Source organism: Chondromyces apiculatus DSM 436 (genome assembly GCF_000601485.1).
Lineage (GTDB): Bacteria > Myxococcota_A > Polyangia > Polyangiales > Polyangiaceae > Chondromyces > Chondromyces apiculatus.
Map to the genome: position 1 here is coordinate 57,025 of NZ_ASRX01000039.1, position 20,229 is coordinate 77,253.

The 20,229-nt window shown below is 71.9% G+C and carries 17 protein-coding genes; 9 read left to right on the plus strand and 8 right to left on the minus strand.

What is annotated here, in order from left to right:
- From CAP_RS23690 to CAP_RS23710, 5 genes are all read right to left on the minus strand, one after another.
- On the minus strand, window positions 1–1,119 hold the full coding sequence (locus CAP_RS23690; RefSeq protein WP_044244910.1) for a tryptophan 2,3-dioxygenase family protein: 1,119 nt from the start codon (window positions 1,117–1,119) through the stop codon (window positions 1–3).
- Between the two features lie 105 nt (window positions 1,120–1,224).
- On the minus strand, window positions 1,225–1,923 hold the full coding sequence (locus CAP_RS23695) for a hypothetical protein (RefSeq protein WP_197041320.1): 699 nt from the start codon (window positions 1,921–1,923) through the stop codon (window positions 1,225–1,227).
- Window positions 1,910–2,362 (minus strand): hypothetical protein, encoded by a 453-nt coding sequence (locus tag CAP_RS23700; protein WP_044244912.1) that lies wholly within the window; start codon window positions 2,360–2,362, stop codon window positions 1,910–1,912. The genes CAP_RS23695 and CAP_RS23700 overlap by 14 nt, the downstream gene beginning before the upstream one ends.
- A 121-nt stretch (window positions 2,363–2,483) precedes the next feature.
- Entirely contained in the window at window positions 2,484–2,798 is a 315-nt protein-coding gene (locus CAP_RS23705) for a hypothetical protein (RefSeq protein ID WP_052375754.1), read from the minus strand.
- A 102-nt stretch (window positions 2,799–2,900) separates the two neighbouring features.
- The gene (locus CAP_RS23710; RefSeq protein WP_231511646.1) at window positions 2,901–4,523 is read right to left on the minus strand and encodes an MBOAT family O-acyltransferase; all 1,623 of its coding nucleotides are present in this window, start codon (window positions 4,521–4,523) and stop codon (window positions 2,901–2,903) included.
- Between the two features lie 11 nt (window positions 4,524–4,534).
- On the opposite strand from CAP_RS23710, the gene CAP_RS23715 reads away from it, so the two are divergent.
- The 4 genes from CAP_RS23715 to CAP_RS23730 all read left to right on the plus strand — a co-directional run bounded on the left by CAP_RS23715 (window position 4,535) and on the right by CAP_RS23730 (window position 7,904).
- Window positions 4,535–5,080 (plus strand): hypothetical protein, encoded by a 546-nt coding sequence (locus CAP_RS23715; RefSeq protein ID WP_044244914.1) that lies wholly within the window; start codon window positions 4,535–4,537, stop codon window positions 5,078–5,080.
- Window positions 5,081–5,085: 5 nt separating this feature from the next.
- Window positions 5,086–5,874, plus strand: coding sequence for a polysaccharide deacetylase family protein (locus CAP_RS23720; protein ID WP_052375756.1), 789 nt, complete (start codon window positions 5,086–5,088; stop codon window positions 5,872–5,874).
- A 391-nt stretch (window positions 5,875–6,265) separates the two neighbouring features.
- Window positions 6,266–6,925: a DUF2914 domain-containing protein gene (locus CAP_RS23725; RefSeq protein ID WP_052375758.1), complete on the plus strand. Its 660-nt coding sequence runs from the start codon at window positions 6,266–6,268 to the stop codon at window positions 6,923–6,925.
- Window positions 6,926–7,112: 187 nt separating this feature from the next.
- On the plus strand, window positions 7,113–7,904 hold the full coding sequence (locus CAP_RS23730) for a SirB1 family protein (RefSeq protein WP_044244916.1): 792 nt from the start codon (window positions 7,113–7,115) through the stop codon (window positions 7,902–7,904).
- 16 nt (window positions 7,905–7,920) lie between these two features.
- Here CAP_RS23730 and CAP_RS23735 read toward each other — a convergent pair whose 3' ends face one another.
- Entirely contained in the window at window positions 7,921–9,525 is a 1,605-nt protein-coding gene (locus CAP_RS23735) for a sensor histidine kinase (protein WP_044244917.1), read from the minus strand.
- 191 nt (window positions 9,526–9,716) lie between these two features.
- Between CAP_RS23735 and CAP_RS55080 the strand changes: the two genes are divergently transcribed.
- Together CAP_RS55080 and CAP_RS53905 are read left to right on the plus strand one after the other, a co-directional pair.
- Window positions 9,717–12,389, plus strand: coding sequence for a sensor domain-containing diguanylate cyclase (locus CAP_RS55080; RefSeq protein ID WP_269324569.1), 2,673 nt, complete (start codon window positions 9,717–9,719; stop codon window positions 12,387–12,389).
- A gap of 44 nt (window positions 12,390–12,433) precedes the next feature.
- A complete protein-coding gene (locus CAP_RS53905) occupies window positions 12,434–12,952 on the plus strand; it encodes a hypothetical protein (protein ID WP_231511647.1) in 519 nt (172 codons plus the stop codon).
- Here CAP_RS53905 and CAP_RS45400 read toward each other — a convergent pair.
- Both CAP_RS45400 and CAP_RS23755 read right to left on the minus strand, forming a co-directional pair.
- Entirely contained in the window at window positions 12,907–14,703 is a 1,797-nt protein-coding gene (locus tag CAP_RS45400; RefSeq protein ID WP_052375761.1) for an outer membrane protein assembly factor BamB family protein, read from the minus strand. The two genes, CAP_RS53905 and CAP_RS45400, sit on opposite strands and share 46 nt — an antisense overlap.
- Entirely contained in the window at window positions 14,700–15,650 is a 951-nt protein-coding gene (locus tag CAP_RS23755; RefSeq protein WP_044244918.1) for a HEAT repeat domain-containing protein, read from the minus strand. Before CAP_RS23755 ends, CAP_RS45400 begins: the two co-directional genes overlap by 4 nt.
- Window positions 15,651–15,839: 189 nt before the next feature.
- Between CAP_RS23755 and CAP_RS23760 the strand changes: the two genes are divergently transcribed.
- The 3 genes from CAP_RS23760 to sppA all read left to right on the plus strand — a co-directional run bounded on the left by CAP_RS23760 (window position 15,840) and on the right by sppA (window position 20,204).
- Window positions 15,840–16,964, plus strand: a complete 1,125-nt coding sequence (locus tag CAP_RS23760) for an AAA family ATPase (RefSeq protein WP_044244919.1) — start codon at window positions 15,840–15,842, stop codon at window positions 16,962–16,964.
- A 100-nt stretch (window positions 16,965–17,064) separates the two neighbouring features.
- The gene (locus CAP_RS23765; RefSeq protein WP_044244921.1) at window positions 17,065–17,667 is read left to right on the plus strand and encodes a DUF2505 family protein; all 603 of its coding nucleotides are present in this window, start codon (window positions 17,065–17,067) and stop codon (window positions 17,665–17,667) included.
- Window positions 17,668–17,672: 5 nt separating this feature from the next.
- Window positions 17,673–20,204: a signal peptide peptidase SppA gene (gene sppA / locus CAP_RS23770; RefSeq protein ID WP_052375763.1), complete on the plus strand. Its 2,532-nt coding sequence runs from the start codon at window positions 17,673–17,675 to the stop codon at window positions 20,202–20,204.
- Window positions 20,205–20,229: the final 25 nt, after the last annotated feature.

Below are 20,229 nucleotides of genomic sequence, written 5' to 3' on the forward strand. Positions count from 1 at the left end.
TCAGTCCTCGATCCGGAAGCCGTAGTCTTCGGCGCGCGCGATCGACGGCACGACCGGCTTGCGCAGGAGCACGGTCCGCACCGCCCAGATGTCGTGAAACACCCGGTAGCGAAGCGCCGTCTGGTCCAGGTAATCCACCCCCGCGGAGCCGCCCGTGCCGGTGCGCCGACCGATCACCCGCTCCACCATGCGCGCGTGCCGCTGCCGCCAGATCAGCATCGCCTGCTCCATGTCGATCACCGCGTCCAGGATCTCCCGCGGCCACGCGAGCCGGGGCAGCTCGCGGTAGCTCTCGATGAACACCAGGCCTGCGCGGATGGCGCGGCGCTTCTCCCGCGTCGCCTCGTCGGCCCCTGGATCGTCTTCCGCGAGCAGGAACGCCTCCGCGTGGCGCACCTCCGCCTCGTAGCGCTCCCGCAGCCGCTCCACGTCGGCCGGCGTGAGCGCCTTGTCGAGCGCGATCTGCACCCGCCGCTCGATCTCCCCGCGCATCGAGGCGACGAACTTCTCAAGGAAGCGCCGCACCACCTGCGGATCGCTGGGGCCGTCCACGGGCGTCCGCGACAGCCAGCGGTAGAGCACCTCCCGGAGCGGCGGACCGCTCGCGAGCCGCGTCTCCACCCGCGCGAGCGCCACCGAGGCCGAACCGTCGGGGCTCCGCAGCGCCTCCTTGTAGCTCCCCTCGCGCCCGAGCGGCACCCGCCGCTCGTCCTCCAGGCCGAGCAGGATCTCGATCTCCCGGAGCTGCGCCGACTGGAAGCCGCTCGCCGGGATGAGCTGATCGCGGAACTCGAGGTAGTCCCGCGTGGTCATGGTCTCCATGACCTGGAAGTGGTTCACCGCCTGCTGGAAGATGGTCACTACCCTCCGGAACGAGCGCACCGCGGCTGCGAGCTCGTTGTCCGGCACCGGCTCCTTCATGAACAGGTCCCGCGCCGTGGTCAGCTCCCGCAGCACCAGCTTGAACCAGAGCTCGTAGACCTGGTGGACGACGATGAACATCACTTCATCGTTGCCGAGCTGGCTCTCGTCCCGGCCCATCCCCCCCTGCAAGGTGAGGAGGTCCTCGACGCGGATGTAGTCCCAGTAGTTCGTGCCCGGCGGTGTCTTCTGCTGCATCGGGAATCCTGGACGTGTGGGCCGCGCGAGCGTGCACGCCTGCGCGGCGTGCACCGCGCGTCCGCGGCGAGTCTACTTCCCGCGCGGACGTGAAGAGAAGCGCGCTCAGGGAGGCGGCGCCTGAATGCGCGACACCCCGTCGGGCCCGATGTCGACCGGCGGCCCGTAGCTCGACAGCTCCGCCTTCTCGTGGTGCTCCCCGTCGCTCGCCTCGAGCACGGTGAGCCCCACCTCGGGACAGTACGTCGACACGTACCGCATCGGTTCCTCCCCGGGCCTCCCCTCCGCCATCTCCGCCGTCCGGATGCAGCCCGAGAGCTGCCCTGCGGGCACCGTGGCGGTCACCCCCACCTCCACGATGCGTGCCTGCCCCCCGTGCTCCCCTTGCCACGCTCTCCCTACCACGAGCGGCTCTCGCAGCACGTAAGTCCCCGTCTGCGCCAGCACCACGCCATCGGGCCGGTACGCGAAGCGTCTCGACCCTGCGCCGAGCCGCAGCTCCCCCACGAGCGCCCCTTCGCGACGCACCCGCGCCACCACCACGCCCGTCTCCCCGGCGCTCCCCGAGATCATGTAGCGGTAGACGGCGTCATCGACGAGCGGGAAGAACCGCTCGCAAGGCGTCCCTGACAGCGCCTGCTGCGCGCCCGCTGGAAACCGAGGCCCGACGAGCGTGCCTTCCGCCAAAGACCCGCCACCCGGAGCGGCGCACCCGCATGCCGCGCACGCGACGTGGATCAGGCACGCCGCGCAGGCCACGCGGGCGAGGCTCCCCGCGCGCGCCCACCCCCTAGGGATGGGCATGGGCGTGCGACCAGTACCAGCCCGACAGGAACACGAGCAGCGCGACGGCCGCGAGGAGCAGCGTCACCGCCAGCGGATCCGGGTCCACGCGCCGCCGCAGATCGGCCGCAGCCAGGCGCACCTCCTCGGGCGCATCCCCTGCGGCGAGCCGCGCGGCGGCCTCGCGCACCGACGCGTAGTCTCCGCGCTCGAACACCTCGACCAGCCGGTCCAGCTCCGGATCCGCCGGGTACCGCCGCGCGAACGCTGGCCACCACGCCGGGAGCGTTCGCCCCTCCCGCGCGACCGCCTCGACCTCGCCCGCCGCGCGACGCTTCTTCTTCGTCCGCTTCGGCCTCTTCGGCCGCGGCCCCGGAGCCGCGTCGTCCGACGAACCCTGGCGCTCCTCTCCCGCCTCCCCCGCGGGAGTCACGCCCTCGCGATCCGCCTCGTCCGCCACGTCGCGCTACTTACCTCACCGGCCGCCCCGCCGCCGAGAAATTAAGAGCCCATCCCGGCAGGGCGAACCGAGCTGGTCGGTCGCGGTACGCGCAGCGCCTCCGCCCCCGTACGGCCAGGCGTCAACGCGTCACCACGTCACCGGGCGGAGGTCTGTCCCGCCAGGGCACCAGCCCCTCGCTCTCTCCGTGCACCACGCAGCGGAGCCCATCGCACGCCGCCCTGTAGCGCGCCTTCTTCGCGCACCCCACGGCCACGAACCACCCTCCGAACTCCTCCTGCACGCGCAGATCCTCGTCGGGGCAGTCGAGCTCGTAGGACGCGCGTTCCCGCACCTGCGGCATCGCCGCGCTCGTCCCGTTCGCGAAGCTCGCGCAGCCGATGACGAAGACGACGAGGCCGAGGGGGGAGAAGCCGAGACCTGGAGTGAGACGCATCGGACCCCACTCTACCCGTGAGCGTTCCAGGTCGCGACCCTCGGGGCGGCGGGGACGACCGGGACTCCACTCCTCGGTACGCCGTGCTCAGAACTGGAAGTCTCAGAACTGGAAGTAGACGAAGGGCACGGCGACGGCGCTCGCCGCCTCGTGGAGCACCACCGCGACCAGGAACAGCAGCGTCCCCTGGAGCGGCGCGGGCAGCGCCGAGAAGCCGTGGCGCAGCCACAGGTACACGCGCTGCGGCACGTAGCAGCACCCGAGCGCGACGACGAGCAGCCCCACCAGGATGGGCGGCAGGTTCGGGTGGAACGTGGTCAGGGTGCCGAGCTGCTTCAGGACCAGCGTCGCCTGCTTGAAGCTCGGCGCGCGGAAGAAGATCCACGCGAAGCACACGTAATGGAACGTCAGCAGCACCATCGTCGCCCGCGCCGGGAACGACTGCGACGCCACCTTGGCCTTCCCCTTCTGCGCGCGGCTGCGCTGGAAGGCCCGCGTCACGCCGAGCCCGAGGCCGTGCAGGAAGCCCCAGAACACGAACGTCCACGAGGCGCCGTGCCACAGCCCGCCGAGGACCATGGTGATCATCAGGTTGCGGTACGTGTGCCACTCGGAGACCCGGTTGCCGCCGAGGGGGATGTACAGGTAGTCGCGGAGCCAGGTGGAGAGCGAGATGTGCCAGCGCCTCCAGAAGTCGGCGAGATCCGTCGCCTGGTAGGGCGCGTCGAAGTTCTTCGGGAACCGCACCCCGAGCAGCAGCGCCGAGCCGATGGCGATGTCCGTGTAGCCCGAGAAGTCGCAGTAGATCTGCGCCGCGTAGCCGTAGACGCCGGCGAGCACCTCGAGCGCCGAGTAGTTCTCGGGGCGCTCGAACACCCGGTCGACCAGGTTCACCGCGAGCTGGTCCGAGAGCACCACCTTCTTCAGCAGGCCCACGGCGACGAGGAACATCCCCTCGCCGGCCTCGTCGCGGGTGAGCGACGGGGCGCGCTCGAACTGCGGGAGCAGATCGCGCGGCCGCACGATGGGGCCCGCCACGAGGTGCGGGAAGAAGGCCACGAAGAGCAGGTAGCGGAGGTAGCTTCGGTGGGCCGGCATCTCGCGCCGGTACACGTCGATGACGTAGCTCATCGACTCGAAGGTGAAGAACGAGATGCCGACCGGCGGCAGGGTGACCTTGAGGGTGTCGATGGCCGACACTGGCGCCCCCGCGAGCAGCCCGCGCACCGTCTGCACGTTCTCGACGGCGAAGTTCCAGTACTTGAAGAACCCCAGGAACCCCAGGTTGAGGACCACGGTCACGAACAGGAGCGCCTTGCGTCGCCGGGGCTGCGCCTCGCGATCGATGGCGCGGGCGAGCAGGAAGTCGACCGTGGAGGAGCCGAAGATGAGCGGCAGATACTTCCAGTTCCAGAAGGAATAGAATGCGTAGCTGAGCGCTAGGAGAAAGACGATGCGTGGCCACGAGGAGCCGAGCAGTCCGAGGAACCCTCCCCGCGGTGTCGCGGCGGCTGCGCTCGCACGACCCGCGGCGCCCGCAGCGCTCTCGGCTGGAGCAGGCCGGTTGGCGAAGCGCGTGAAGAGCGCAAGGCTCCAGGAGCCGACGAAGGCGAGCGCGAAGAACCAGGCGTAGTCGAGGGTGTTGAAGAGCACGTGGCAGCGTTCGAAGGAAAAGTAGGAGGCCGGGAGGGCCGCCATGTTGAACGGCGCGCGCCGACGTGCCAAGGAGTGAAGCGATGCTGGGGCGCCTGCTGTTCGGGATCGTGAAGGGGCTCATCGTCGGCGCCCTCCTCGGGTTCGGCCTCGCGCAGCTCGGCATGGCCACCCCGCCCATGGTGATCGCCTTCCTCGCCGCGGCCCTCACGGGCATCCTGGTGGGGCTCGTGGCCGGCAAACCGATCTGGGCCAAGGACGCGCGCATCGAGGCTGGCATGAAGGCCTTCGCGGGCGCCCTCCTCGGCTCGGCGCTGATGTACGCCGCGCGCCGCTGGCTGACCATGGAGGTCCCGACGCAGGTCACGGCGCTCGTCGGGGCTGGCGGTGACCAGGTGGCCTTCGGGCACTTCGCGCTGACGTCGCTGCCAGCGATCGCCGCGCTGCTCGGCGGGTTCTACGAGGTGGACAACACCCCGGACGACGCCGCGCCGCCCGGCGCCTCGGCCACGGAAGGCAAGGACCGGCAGCGGGTCGGGGCGAACAAGCGCGTCGCTCCGAACCTCGACGACCTCGACCTCGACGACGAGAGCGACGCCGAGGCCGACCGGAAGCGCGCGAAGAAATAGCGGCGGTGACGGTCGGGCGCGCGCTCCTCTACGCGGCGTCGGCCGGGGCCATCGCGCTCGCCGCGCGCTCGGTCATCGTCGGCCCGATCCCGCTCGTCGTCGCCGCGGTGACGGTGGCGGTCTACCTCGGGCTCATCCTGTGTGGGGTCTTCATCCTGCGCCTCGGGATGTTCGTGGAGGTGCTCTCTCGCGGCCCTGCCGACGCGCGCGGCGTCGCGCTGACCTTCGACGACGGCCCGAGCCCCGAGCACACGCCCCGGGTGCTCGCTCTGCTCGACGCGGCGGGCGTGAAGGCGACCTTCTTCGTCATCGGCCGCAAGGCGGAGGCCCACCCGGACCTCGTGCGCGAGATCGTGGCGCGCGGCCACGCCGTCGGCGTGCACGGCTACGCCCACGACCGGCTCTTCTCGCTCCGCCCCGCCAGGGTGATCGAGGCCGACCTCGGCAAGGCCGTGGAGGTGCTCACGGAGATCACCGGCGCGCGCCCGACGCTGATGCGCCCCCCGGTGGGCCACACGAGCCCCCCGATGGCCCGGGTGATCGAGGCGCTCGACCTCGAGGTGGTGGGCTGGTCGGTGCGCGGCTTCGACGGGCTCGGAGGGGCCAAGGCCGCGCAGGTCGCCGCGCGGATCATCCCGGGCCTCGGCGATGGGGCGATCGTGCTCCTTCATGACGCCGCCGAGCGGGACGATCATGTGCCCGCGTCGATCGAGGCGCTGCCGCGCATCCTGGACGCGATGCGCGCGAAGGATCTGGACGGCGTGCGGGTGGATCACTGGCTCGCAGAGGGATGACGCCCGCTCTTCCGTCGCAGGGGTGAGACGGCGCGCGGGGAGGTCCAGACGTCCCGACTGCCGGTTTCCCGCGCACAACGAACCCTCCAACCGGTTCCAGCGCCCGTTCCCCGAGCACAACGAACCCTCCAACCGGTTCCAGCGCCCGTTCCCTGCGCTCAGTCCTGTCCTCTTCCCCCCCTCCGGAGGTTCCGGGGCGGGGGTCGCCCTTACCACGAGCGCCAGGAGCGTCGCGTGCCGTCCAGGGAAAGCGCGGCGGCGCTTCAGGTGCGACACACGGGTGTGGGTGCAGAGCCACACCCTCACCCGCAGCAGGCCGACATTTCTGCGGATTCTCGCATGGCTCGCAGGTTGCGAAGGCGGGGAGGCACGAACCCCCGCGGAGGCGACCATGAAGAAGACGACCTGGATCTCGGCCCTGGCTTTCTCGATGGTGATGGCGGCAGCCGCTGGTTGCACGGAGGCACCCTCTGCAGCCACGACGCAGGCCGCGGTGCCTGCGGTGGCTGAACCGGTCCAGGCCCCCACGACGACCCAGGCCCCCGCGACGGGCACGGCACCTTCCACGACCCAGGCTCCGGCAGGGCCCGGCGCAGTCGCCGCTCAGCCGCCCACGTGCTCGACGGTCGCGGCGGAGACCCACGCTCCCGCTGGGCCCGCGGCAGGGGCAGGACGGGCGGAGGCGTCGACGCGTCGCACCACGAAGGACGCCGCTCCGGTGAAGGTGAAGCGGCTGGTGCTGACCGAGGACATCGAGGGTCGTGAGCCGACGCGTGCCATGACATCCTTCACGGGCGCGGAGGCGAGGAAGATCTATGCTTTCGTGGAGGTCGAGAACCCCTCCGCCGCGTCGAGCGAGATCACGGTGACCTTCGAGCCCCCGGATGGGAGCGGCGCGCGCGGGCACGTGACGCTCGACGTGGGTGCGGCGCATCGCTGGCGTACCTGGGCGTTCACCCGCAGCGCCAAGGTGGCTGGATCCTGGACTGCCGTGGTGCACGGCCCGCGTGGAGAAGAGCTCGCGCGCGCCCCGTTCGAGGTCACACTCTGAACGAGGTCACGCTGCTGGAGTACGCTAGCGGCGGAGCACCGCTCGGTCCTGAGTCTGCGCTCTGTGGAAAACCCCGGGAGGAGGGGCGATCCGCAGGACGCAGGGACCACCAGGCCCTGCCCGATCAAGGAGGGAAGGGCGCCGCGCGTGGCCCGAGGGGCACGGAGGCGCTAGGCTGGTGCCTCACATGGAAGCGCCCGTGGATCTCACCCTGTTCGCGCACGTGACCGCGCGCTCCGAGGACGAGCTCGATCTGGCCGAGGCGGCGCTGCTCATCGCGGAAGCCGAGCATCCCGGCCTGGATGTGCCGCGCTACCTGGCGATGATCGATCGCATCGGCGCCGACGTCCGGCGCGCCGTGGATCAGCCGTTCGGGCGCACCGAGGCGGCTCCCGGCAGCGCGGCCATGGAGCAGGTGCTGCACGTGCTCTACGGCGACCACGGCTTCCGGGGGAACAACACCGACTACTACGATCCTCGCAACAGCTACCTGAACCAGGTGCTCGACAGGCGGCTCGGGATTCCCATCACCCTCGCCATCGTGCTGATGGAGGTCTGCCGCCGTGCGGGGATCACGGCCCAGGGCGTGTCATTCCCGGGTCATTTCCTGGTGCGGTCACCCCTGCCTCCCTTGCAGACCAGCGGTCGCGCGGGGATGAGCACGAGCCGGGCGCTCCTCATCGATCCGTTCGAGGGTCGGCTCCTCGGGCGCGACGAGCTGAAATCGCTGGCCAACCGGGTCACCGGTTCCACGCAGGAGCCCTCTCCGAAGATGCTCCAGCCTGCGAGCAAGCGGCAGATCCTGGTGAGGATGCTGAGCAACCTGCGGGCGATCTACGCGAAGCGACAGGACCCGGAGCGGCTGCGCGAGGTGATCGAGCGCATCCAGGTCCTGGCGCCCTCGGAAGAGCTGCGCCGGGAGCTTGATCAACTCGGCGGCCGGCAGCCCTGGCCCACCCGGTCGCGCACCCTGAACTGAACGGCGAGCGCGCGCATCAGCCTTCCTCCGCGCGCGGGAGCTCCACGACGAAGCGGGCGCCGCCGCCTTCGACATCCTCGGCGGTGATGGCGCCCCCTGCCGCCTCCACGAGGCCGCGGCAGACGGCGAGCCCGAGGCCCGTCCCCTGGCCGACCTCCTTGGTCGTCGCGAAAGGCTCGAAGAGGCGGGCCTTCATGGCGGGCGCGATGCCGATGCCGTTGTCCTCGATCGCGAGGCGGACGAACGCGGTGCCCGGGGCGCCAGGGGTGGCTGACGTGAGCGACGCGCGGGTGGCGCGCACCGTCACGTCGCCCCCCTCCGCGCCGCCCCAGCGGGCGCCGACGGCGTCGGCGGCGTTGAGCGTGAGGTTGAGGAGCACCTGCACGAGGCGCTCGTGGGCGAGGGGCACGAGAGGCAGATCCGGCGCGAGGTCCACGGTGAGGGTGATGCCGCGCATCACCTTCTGGGGCTTGATCAGGGCCTGCACGTCGGCCGCGGCCTCGGCGATGGAGCCGCGCGCGGTGATGCCAGGCGAGGACGCGCCGCGCTGCGAGGCGACGGCGTCGTGGGCAGGGCGCGCGAAGTCGAGCAGGTCGCGGAGGATGCGGTGGATACGCTCGGTCTCGCGCTGCATGCGCTGCAGGAAGTCGCGCTCCTCGGCAGGGTCGAGGCCTCCGGCGAGGAGCAGCTCCTGGAAGCCGAGGATGGCGGCGAGGGGGTTGCCGATCTCGTGAGCGAGGCCGGCGGAGAGGCGGCCGACGGAGGCGAGGCGCTCGCTGCGGACCAGGCTCTCCTGGGCGCGGCGGAGATCGGCGGCGGTGCGCTCGACCTCGGCGATCTTGTCGTGGAGGGAGGCTTCGTCGGCGCGCAGCCGCTCGGTCATGTGGGCGAGGCTCTCGCCGAGGTTGGCAAGCTCGCTCGCGCCGCCGCGCGGGGCGTCGAGGTGGCGGGCTCCGGAGGCGACGCGCTCCGCAGCGGCAGCGAGCTGGTCGATCGGACGGACGACGAGGCGGGTCATGGAGATGTACGCGAAGACGAGCAGGGCGAGGGCCACGACGCCGGTGTAGAGGGCGACGAGGCGGACGAGCGGTGGAGTGGGGGCTGTCTGGTCGTCGAGGTGCATCACCACGGCCACGGCGCCTCCCGGCTCTCGGGCGCTCGTGTTGCTCGTGTTGCTCGTGTTGCTCGTGCCGCTCGTTGCGGGCGCGAGGCTCGGAGGGTCGGCCGGGACGACGACGAGGAGGGCGTCGCCACGCGCGGTGGACACGGGGGTGAGGGTCTCGACGGCGACGTCGAGGGTGGGCGGGAGGGCGGCCACGCTGTCGCGCGCGCCAACGCTCTGGGCGCGGGCGCCCGTGCGGTCGTAGACGCCTATGGCGCCGACGCCTTCCTGACCGAGCTGGGCATCGAGCAAGGGACCGAGGGTGTCGGGGGCGCGGAGGGCACCGGCTGCAGCGACGTGGCCCGCGACGGCGCGGCCGAGGGCACGGGCGCTGGCTTCGCGAGCAGAATCGAGCGTGGCGCGGGTGAGGCTGGCGACCGCGAAGAAGAGGGGGACGAAGGCGAGAAGCAGCAGCGAGCCCAGTGCAAGGAGGAGCTGGAGGCGGATGCCGAGCCGCATGGGTAGGAGATCATCTCCCAGGCGCGGGTCGAGCGGGGCACCGGATGGGGCTCGCGTCACCCCGAGGGGTCAGGAACCCGACATCCCCGCCGTATCCAGGCGTGGATCGGCTCCCCGTTGGTCGAGAAGTGGTCCGGAACCAGCGGACCTTGATAGGGGGGATCCCGCGCATGGCCAACCTGGTGCACGCGATGCTTTCCGCTCGACGCGCCGCCCGTCGGGTGACGCCGCTCCTCGCGGCGCTCGGTCTTGCCGGCCTCGTCCTCCTCGACGCCACCGAGCCCCTCGACACGCCCTACGCGATCACCGCTGCCGTGGCACTCGCACTGCTCCTCGGGCACCGGGGCGTGGCCCGGCGCGTCCTCCCTGCGGCGCCCGCGACAGCCGCGGCGAGCACGGGCGCGGCCCGGCGCAGGGGCGGGGCGGCGGGGGGCGCGCTGCTGGATCTGGAGATCGGATCGCTCCTCGTGATCGCGGCGGTGGCCGCGGTGCTCAGGCTCGACGGCACGCTCGATGGACGCGCGCAGGCGGCCGTGTACGTGGTGATCGCGCTGGTGAGCGCGTTCGCGCGGCCCGTCGCCTCGATCGGCGTGGTGCTCTTCGCCGGCGCGCTGGACGTGGCGGTGCGCTGGGCGACGGGTGGCAGCGCCGGGGAGTTCGGGTGGGCGGCAGCGCCGCACCTGGGGTTCATGGCGGTGTTCGCGGTGCTCAATGCGGCCGTGCTGCGGGCGGAGCTCGGGCGGGTGCGGCGGGCGTCGCGAGGCAGGCTGCAGGCGGAGATCGAGCGGCTGCGCGACGATGCACGGAGCTACCGGCTGCTCACGGCACCTTCGGTGTCGCGCTCCGGGGAGAAGCGAGACACGGGGGGACCGGTGTCCGAAGCAGCGGTCGCCAGCGCAGGCCATGGCGCGGGCGCTGCCGGGGGTGGCGCGGACGTCGACGTGGAGCGGCTGGTGCGCTCGGGGGTGGAGGAGATCCACCAATCGGTGCTGTTCGCGCTCCGCCTCCTTCGGGAGTCGCTGCGGCTGCACACGGCGATGCTGCTCTGGCAGAACGATGCGGGGACGCACCTGCGCATCAGCGAGCTCGCGAGCGACGCGACGGACCTGCTGGAGGGGCCGTTCCTCGCCGGCGACGGGGTGTTCGGTGCGGCGCTGACGCAGCGGTCGCCGGTGGTGGTGGACGGCCTGAAGCCCGGCTACAAGCTGCCGTACTACGAGGGGCCCTGCCCGGCGCGGGCAGTGTGCGCGCTGCCGGTGTTCGAGCATGGTCGCGTGCGCGGCGTGCTCGTGGTGGACCGGGTGGAGGACCGGGCGTTCCTGCCGAAGGAGGTGGACCTCGTGGAGGAGGCGGCGCGCTACGCGGTGCGGGCCATCCAGAACGAGCGGGTGTTCGTCCAGCTCGAACGGGCGAAGGCGGAGCAAGGAAAGCTCTACCGCGCGGCGGAGGCGCTGGGGCGGGCGACGACGGAGGGGGACGTGGTCGACGCGGGCGTGCGGAGCGCGCGGGAGATCACCTCGGTGGACTTCGCGGCGGTGACGCTGTTCGACGAGGCAAACGGCCAGCACGAGATCAGCGCGGCGAGCGGCGAGGGCGCGGAGGCGCTCCTCGGACAGCGGTTCCGGCAGAACGCCGGGCTCGTGTCGATGGCGCTGCAGAACCGCCACCCTCTACCGTACCGAGGTGAGTACGACGAGAAGCGCCAGGTGGTGTTCACGCGGCGGGTCGCGCCGCCGAGCATGCCCTCGATCTACGTGATGCCGCTGCTCGTGCACGACCAGCCCCTGGGGGCGCTGGTGCTGGGGTCGCGTCGGCGCGCCGCGTTCAACGACTCGGTGCGGGGGACGCTGGAGGTGCTGGCGAGCCACATGGCCGTGTCGCTGTCGAACGCGCGGATGCTGCGGCGGCTGGAGGAGCTGGCGACGACGGACGGGATGACGGGCCTGCTGAACAAGCGGGCGATGCTCGACATGGCCGAGCAAAAGCTCACGGCGGCGCGGCGCTTCCAGCGGCGACTCACGGTGATGGTGACGGACATCGACTTCTTCAAGAAGGTGAACGACACCTACGGCCACGACGCGGGCGACGTGATCATCAAGGGGCTCGGGGAGATCCTGCGCAAGGCGAAGCGCACGACGGACGCCGTGGCGCGCTTCGGCGGCGAGGAGTTCGTGGTGATCTGCGAGGAGACGGACGCGCACGGGGCGATGCTGCTCGCCGAGCGGGTGCGCGAGGAGCTGGAGCGGGCCACGTTCCACACGCCGGGCAAGGAGGGGGCCGTGCCGGTGCAGGTGACCTGCTCGGTCGGCGTCGCGACGTTCCCCGAGGCAGGCTCGACGTGGGACGAGCTGTTCAAGGCGGCCGACGAGGCGCTCTACGTGTCGAAGCGCTCGGGCAGGAACCGGACGACGGCGTGGTCGCCTGCGCTGCGCGGTCACACCTCCGAGCCGCCGAAGGAGTCACGACCCGCGGCGAGCGCAGGGGCGAAGACGGGGGCGACGGCCAGCGCGGCGAGCGCGTCGGGCAGCGCGAGGCTGGCGGGCAGCGCAGGCGGGGCGAGCGCCGGAAGGCCTGTCACGACGTCGGGGCCGGCGAGCGCGGGGAAGCTCGCCGGGGCCTCGGGACCGGCAAGCTCGGCGAAATCCGTGACGTCGTCGGGGGTGTCGCGGTCCATGACGCCGCCGAACTCGGCGAGGCCAGGCATGATGCCGTCGGTGCCGCCGATGTCGGGGGCGTCCGCGGGCGCGAAGTCGGTCGCGCCACCTCCCACGACAAGGCCTGCAGGTCCTCCGTCGGGTGGTCCGGCCGGGCCGGCGCCCTCCGGCAACGGGCGCACGAAGTCACCGGCCCGCTCTGCGGCGTGAAGCCGCCTTGCGGCGCCCCGGCCTCGGCCGCATAACGGGCGCCCATGAGCGACCGCGATGATCCGAAGGACGATCTGAAGCAGGGCCTCGGGCTGCTCTGGCGCGCGGCCCGCAAGACGGCGACCGGGCTACGCCAGGATCTCGACCGCACCCAGATGGGGCGCGCGCTCGACGATGCCGGGCGGGAGCTGGTGCGCGCGGCGAGCAACGTGGTGGGTCGCCTCGGCGACGAGCTGAAGAAGCGGCAGGTCCCCGGCGCAGAGTACGAGCGCGAGGAGCGCGAGGGGCGCGAGGAGCAGGTGGCGTTCGATCCGGAGCACCCGCCCGACGGGGGCGCGCCGCTCCGGGAACGGCACCGTTCAGCGTACGCGCGGGACGCGCAGGACACGCAGGACACGCAGGACACGCAGGACGCACGCGAGACGCAGGGCACGCAGGACGCGCACGGCAAGCGCTCTGGCAGAGGTGGCGTCCGGATCGCGCTCGACGACGACGACACACGGAAGCGTGACGAAGGCTACGGCGGGCCTGACGGGGGGCGCGGGGACGGACGCGACGGCTGAGCGGTCGTGTCCAGCGCGGTGAGGCGATCGCGCAGGGCGTCGGCGGTCCACGGGTCGGTGACGGCGCGGCTGAGAATCTCGACAGCGCCGAGGCGGCGAAGCGTGGCCGCGACGTGGACGAGGACGGGTAGGAGCGAGGCGTCGTCCATGCCCCGGTACATGGCGAAAAAGGTGCGCAGGGCCGGCACTTCGGCGGGACCGGCGAGCGCAGCGAGCGCTTCGGCGACCTGGACGAGGTCGGAGAGAGACGTCGCCGGGTCGAGCAGGTGCGCGACGAGCAGCGGCGCGGCCTTGCTCTCCTTCATGGCAGCGAGCGCGGCGGCGATCGGCCCCACGGGTGGGGGGTGCACCACGGAGGCGAGGTAGTCGTAGCGGCGCTCTAGAGCGGCCAGGAGGAAGCGAGCACCGCTACGGCGCTCGGCCAGGGCAGCGCGCGCGGCGTCCATGAGCGCGGGAGCGCCGCGCCCCTGGCTCGCGAGCTGGATGAGCGTCGCCGTCGCCTCATCGTCGGGAAGCGCGGAGAGCTCCTGGAGGAGGAAGCGCTGGATGGCCACGAGCTCGGCGTCGGGCAACGACACGACGCGCTCGAGCTGACGCAGGAGCGGCTCCTTCCTCGGCAGCGGGGGAACCTTGATCCCGTCGGCCTGCACGACGCACGACCTCACGGGGCGGCCGAGCGACAGGCGGGCCGAAGGGGCCCCATGGGCGGCGTCGAGGAAGGTCACGTCACCGCGCTCGTCGCAGAGGACGAAGCCGCCTTCGTACGCGGCGCCGCCGATGATGTCGGCGTCACCGAGGGTGACCCAGGCGAGCTTCCCGCTCCGCGCGTCGAAGCCGGTCACCACCCGGAAGTAGGTGGCGATGAAGCGATCGTCCGCGAGGCCGGCGGGCCCGGTCACGGTGGGGCGCGCGTAGATGTGGGTCTTGTCGAGCGCCGTCGCGCGCGCGGGGAACACCTCGGTCCCGGGGTTGAGCCAGCGCGGGTTGCCCGGGAGCTCGCGCGCGGGCAGGGTCACCGTGGTGGCGCGTCCCTGTCCGCCGAGGCGGATCTTGTCGTCGACGCGCGTGACGGCGGCGCCGCCGAAGAACAGCGCCCCGCCGATGGAGAAGGCGTGGCTCACCTCGGTGCGGAGCAGCGCCCGCGCGGCCTCGCCGCCATGCAGGAGGTCGAGCACGGTGACGTACTGGCCCTGCCAGGGGAGGAACGCGTAGCGGCCGACGACGGCAGGGGCGCCGATGTCCTGATCGTCCTCGATCTGACGGAGAACCTCGCCATCGTGGGTGATCGCGAGGATCACGCTGCCGCGGCCCGTGCGCGGCTCGAGCGAGATGACGGTGGTCCGGCCGTCGTCGCCAGCGGCCCGGAGGCGGCCCTGCACGCTACGCTTCCACAGGAGCTTGCCCTTCGCGGCGTCGAGCGCGAACAGCTCCCGGCGCCCCAGGCCGACGACCACGCTGCCAGCGACGGCGGGGCGCGCGTCGAGGGCGTGCGCATAGGTCCACGGCTCGCCGCCGCGCAGCGGAGCGCCGACGATGAGGGTGCGGCCCCCCTCCTGAGCGACGCCCACCGCCACGTCGACACCCCGAGGAGGGGGAGCCGGGGCGAGCTGCCGCTGGATGGCGGCGATGCCCTTGCCATCGTCATTTGCCCAGAGCGGGTCGAAGACCGACCCCTGTGTCTGGCCACCGCCACAGCTCAGGGCTGCGCCGAGCGCGAGCAGCGGGCCGAGAAGAAGGGCCAAGCGCTTCACGGTCGGGCCTCCCCGGCGCCGGTGTTCGGAGGGTCGTCGTCGTTGTGAGGCATGGCGGCGGTGGCAGCTTCGACGGCCGCGCGCACGCGGGCCTGACCGTCCGCAGGGAAGTGGCTTCCCACGTCGAGGAGGAGGCGGCGGGCGTCGGGGGTGGCGAGGTTGCGCACCCGCTGCACGACCTCGAGCTGCACGGCCTCGGGCAGGGGAGGTGACCGGAGGAGGAGGGCTTCGAGGCCGCTCGCCATGACGTCGAAGCTGATGGTGCCCAGCTTGCCGAGGAGCTTCTGACAGGCGGCGGGATCGCAGACGAGGCCGATGGCCGACGCAGCCTGGGGAACGCCGCGGTCGAGGGCTTCGAAGAGATCGGGAAGCGCGTCGCGCGCGTTCATGGCACCGAGCCCCGTGGCGGCGAGGCCGCGGAGTGTTGCGTCGCCGGCGTGGAGCGCTTCACGGAGCGCAGCCACGGCATCAGGTCCGCCCGTCGTCACGATGGCGCGCGCGGCTTCGTGCCGGAGCTCCTCGACCCGGTGGCGCACGTAAGGCGCGAGGGCAGCGCTTGACGAGGTCTGGGCGAGGGCGCCGAGGGTCTTCATCGCGGCACGAAGAAGAGGGAGGGTTGCGCCGCGTCGGAGGAGCTGCTCGATGGCCGGAGCGAGGGCCGCGGCGGTCGGACCCGCGCTGCGCACCGTGGCGAGGGCCGCCTGGATGTCCTCCGCGTCGCGGCCCTGGATCCGCTGCTGGAGAGCCGCGACCTCGGCTGCCGGAAGTGGGGGTGGCCGCTTGGCGGGCTGCGCGGGGCGGGCTTTCGGCTTGCCCGCAGAGGGCGCCATGGCTGCAGAAGCCCCCGAGATCGGCGTCAGGGACGCGGCGCTCAGCACCAGGGCCAGTGCGAACGCGGCTGGACGCGCACGGCCGACGTTCTCGCGGCGCAGGTCGAGCACAGACATCCTCCTCCTCTCCGCGCGTCGTACGCGGCTCTGCGCAGCGAGGCAAGCCATCGCACGATGCGTCCGGGCCATCTGCCTGGAACCGGCACCCGGATACCCTGGTGAAGGCGCCTGGACAGGATCGCTTGCCGCGAGCGCACGGTGTGCGCTTCACTGCGGCGAGTCGCACCGTCCTGCGTAAGGAAACCGATGATCACTCAGCTCACTGTGCGCAACTTCCGCTGCCTGCAGGACGTGACGGCCACGCTGATGCCGCTCACGGTGCTGATCGGCGCGAACGACAGCGGCAAGAGCAGCTTCCTCGACGCGGTCCACACCCTCGCCCGCACGGCCCGTGAGCCTCTGCCCGAGAGCCTGATGGCCGAGGGATCGCACGGGCCGGCGCCCTTCGAGGAGCAGGTCTGGCAGCGCAACGTGGCGCGCTCGATGGTGTGGCGGGTGCAGGGAGAAAGCCGGGGCAAGCGGTTCGCGTACGAGCTCGCGGTGCGCGCAGGGCCTTACGTGCGGTTCGAGAAGCTGCCGCTACAGCCCGTGCACCTCGTGGCCTCCGCGGCGACCCCGCGGGAGACGCGCCTCCGCGCCTCGCTCCGGACCCAGGCGGAACTCGGGGCGCTGGTCTCGGGGTTCACCTCCGTCGGCAAGTACCGGTTCGACCCCCGCGCGCTGCGCCGGGTGGCGCCCATCGCCGCAGATCCGCAGCTCTCCTCCTCGGGGGACAACCTCGCCGCTGCCCTGGATGCACTGCTGACGGGGCCCGACCGCGCCGCGCTCCGGGCCCTGGAGCTGTCGCTGCGCGAGGCGGTGCCCACCGTCGCGGGGGTGGCGATGCGGGCGGTACCCTTGGCGAGCGGGTTCGGAAAGGCGCTGGAGTTCATCCTGGCAGGCACCCGTCCGCCCGTGACCATCCCTGCGTCGAGCGCCTCCGAGGGTGCGCTGCTGTTCGCGTCGTACCTGGTGCTGGCCCACGGGTCGACGCCCGACATCCTCCTCATCGAGGAGCCGGAGAATGGCCTGCACCCGGGGCGGCTGGAGGCGGTGATCGGTCTGCTCCGGCGTATCTCGGAGGGCGACATCGGGTCGCGGCCGCGGCAGGTGATCTTCACGACCCACAGTCCTCTGGTCCTCGGGTACGTCAAGCCGGAAGAGGTTCGTATTTTCCGGCGCGACCTGGAGAGAGGCACGGAGATCATCCCCCTCACGCAGGTACCGGATCTGGAGCGGCTACGGTCTCTCCCCGCCCCGGATCTCTGGTACTTCCTGACGGAGAGCGGGAACATCGGGACCACCGAGTTCGGGCCCGCCGCGGCGCGCTGAGCGACGCATCCCGCAAGCCGGTCGGCCGGGCAGCGACGGGACATCCATTCAGGAAGGCTCTGAAGGCGATTCGATGGGCCGCTCGTGGTAAAGCTGCCGCGTGCGGTTCACGATCGTCCATGAGCTCGACGCGCCCCTCGATGCTGCCGAGCTGGCGCTCCTCTCGCCGGAGCTGGGTCCGCGGCTGGGACAGAAGGTATCCACGCTCGAGAGTGTGGTCACGGTGGAGCACGCGATCGAGTCCGGGAAGCTGCGGCGGGTGCTCCGGTTCCAGGCAAACGCGCCGCTGCCCGTCTTCAAGGGTCGAGACCTGGCGCGAGAGGCGATGGCCTGGGAAGAGATCTTCACCTACCAGCTCACCGAGCACGCCGCGACGTGGCATGTCGCGCCGATGGCACTGCGAGGGGGCGCGCGGTCGGACGCCGACCCGAGCAGCGTGACACCCGCAGGCAGCGCGCCGCCGGGGGGCAGTGAGGCTTCCGCAGGGGGCACGCCCGAAGATCGATGGCGGCAGTACTTCCGCGCCGAGGGCACATACCGGCTGGAGCCTCTGCCCGGGGGGCGTACCCGGAGAAGCGTGGAGGGCTCGCTCGACGTGCATGTGGCGGTGATCGGGTCTTTGGTCGAGCGCATGGCCCTCGCCGAGATCCGCAAGACGTACGATGCCGAGGCAGAAACGCTGCGGGAACTCTCCGTCGTATGAGGCCCATGATCCCCTGGAACCATCTCGCCGTTCGTGCCGCCGTCTGCGCCTCCGTGGCGCTCGTCACGCTGCCCGGGGTCGCTGCGCCGCCGGAGCGCGCTTCGCAGCCGGTGCCCGACCCTGGCCGCTCCATCGCGGGCGGTGGCGATGCCTCGGCCATCGCGGTCAACCCTGCGAACCTCGCCTTCCTCCCGGGCGCGGAGGCCAGGTGGATGTGGGTGCGGCCCGGCTCGGGCTCGCCCATCCCGACCGGCGGACACTCGTTCAGCGCGGCGGTGCCGATCGCGATGGTGAGCACGGGTCTGCGCCTGGATCTGATGGATCCGCCAGACGCAGCGCCCGCGCCGTTCGACGAGACCTGGCGATGGATCCGCTGGGGGCTCGCGGTCCGCGCGGGCGACGCGCTCGCGCTCGGAACCACCTTCGGGTGGGGATCTTCGGATGCGCTCGCGCTCGACGGTCACTTCTCGGTGACGACCGGTCTGACCATCCGGCCATTCTCGTTCCTGTCCATCGCGGCGATCGCCAGGGACTGGAACGAGCCGGAGAACCGCTTCGGGGCGTCCATCGAGCGGAGCTACGACCTCGGGATCGCCAGCCGCCCGCTCGGGACGCGCGCGCTGGAGATCGGCGCGGAGGCGACGTACTTCGAGCGCTCCAGGGAGGTGGTCCCGCGGTTCACGCTGGGCCTCGACGTCCCGCGCGTGGGCAGGCTCCGCGGGGACGTCAGCCTGCGAGACCTCGCGAACGGCAGGGCCGGAGTCGCGGCGATGGCGGGCCTCGACATCAACGTCTCGGGGCTGCAGCTCCTCGGCGGCGGGGTGTTCGGTGACGGCTACACGCGCGGGGGCACGGGCTTCTACGTGGGCGCCGCGCTGCGGAGCTACCGCGAACCGGGCGTGCCGATGCTCCGGCGCGTGGCGAAGATCCGGATCGATGGGACGCCGGGGGCGAGGGCGCATACGCGCTTGCTCCAGCGGCTGTGGCGCCTGGCCGACGCGCCCGAGGTGGACGGGGTGGTGCTGGTCCTCCGCGCGGAGCCCGCGAACTCGACGGCGCACTCGGAGGAGGTCGGGGACGCGCTGCGGATGCTGAGGAGCCGCGGGAAGAAGGTGATCTGCCACCTGGAAGACGCAGGCGGGCGCTCGCTCCACGTGTGCTCGCAGGCAGACGCCATCGCCATGAATCCGGCGGGAGGGCTGCGCTTCGCCGGCGTGTCGACGCGCTACTTCTACTTCGGGGACCTGCTCAGGAAGCTCCACGTCAAAGCAGACTTCGTGCGCATCGGCGCGCACAAGCTGGCGGCGGAGCAGTTCACCCTGCCGCAGGGGACCCAGGTGGCCCGGGAAGATCACCAGGAGCTCGTGGACCTGCTCGGGGGGGTGCTGCTGCACGACGTGGGCGGCGGACGGCGCATCCCGAAAGGCGAACTCGCGCGGCGCATCGCCCGGGGGCCGTTCCTGGCGAGGGAGGCCAAGGAGGCTGGGCTCATCGACCTGCTCGCGTACGACGACGAGATCGACGAGGTGGTCGAGGAGGTGATGGGTGGGCGCAGCAAGATCGTCGAGGACTCGGCGCCGAACGAGGCGCCGCAGCGCTGGGGAAACGTGGGGAAGGTCGCGATGGTCTACGTCGACGGCGACATGGTCGACGGCGAGACCCAGAACATCCCGCTGCTCGGCATCAAGCTGGCCGGCTCGTACACGGTGGCCCGGGCGCTGAAGAGGGTCCGCGAGGACAGCAGCGTGCGCGCGGTGGTGCTGCGGGTGGAGACTGGCGGGGGCTCGTCGCTGGCGGCAGACGTGATGCTGCGGGAGGCGATCCTGACTGCGCGCGCGAAGCCCGTCGTGGTGTCCATGGGCTCGCAGGCGGCAAGCGGCGGCTACTACGTGTCCGTGGGCGGAGGGCCGATCTACGCCAGCCGGTCGACGGTGACAGGGTCGATCGGCATCTACTACGGCAAGGTCGACGTGAGCGGCCTCCTCGAACGGCTGGGCGTGACGGTGGAAGGATACCGGTCGGCGCCACGTGCGGACGCGGAGTCCTTCTTCAGGCCTTACACGGACGAGGAGCGCGAGATCCTGGGGGTGAAGGTGAAGCAGTTCTACGACACCTTCGTCGCGCGCGTGGCCGAAGGGCGCCACCTCACGCCGGCGCAAGTGGACGCCGTCGCGCGGGGGCGGGTGTGGACAGGAGCTCAGGCGATCGAGCGCGGACTCGTCGACAAGCTTGGCGGGCTCCGGGAGGCGCTGGCGGAGGCGCGGAGGCGGGGTGGTCTGCCGGAGGACGCCCCCATCCTCTCGCTGCCCGACGACGAGGACGGGCTGCTCGACCTGGTGCTCAAGCTGGCTGGCGTGACGGCAGGGGTGACAGCGAACGCGCTGGGACCGGCGGCAGCGATGCCCCCTGCGCTGCTCGACATAGCGCGCTCGCTGTCGCCATTCCTGGTGTTCGAGCCGAGCCGACCGCTGGCCCGGATCGAGGTTGCCGAGGAGGCATCGCTCGGGGGACGCGTCACCGCGCCGGTGGAGCCCTGAGCCAGGCGCGGCGGTGAGCGAGGTG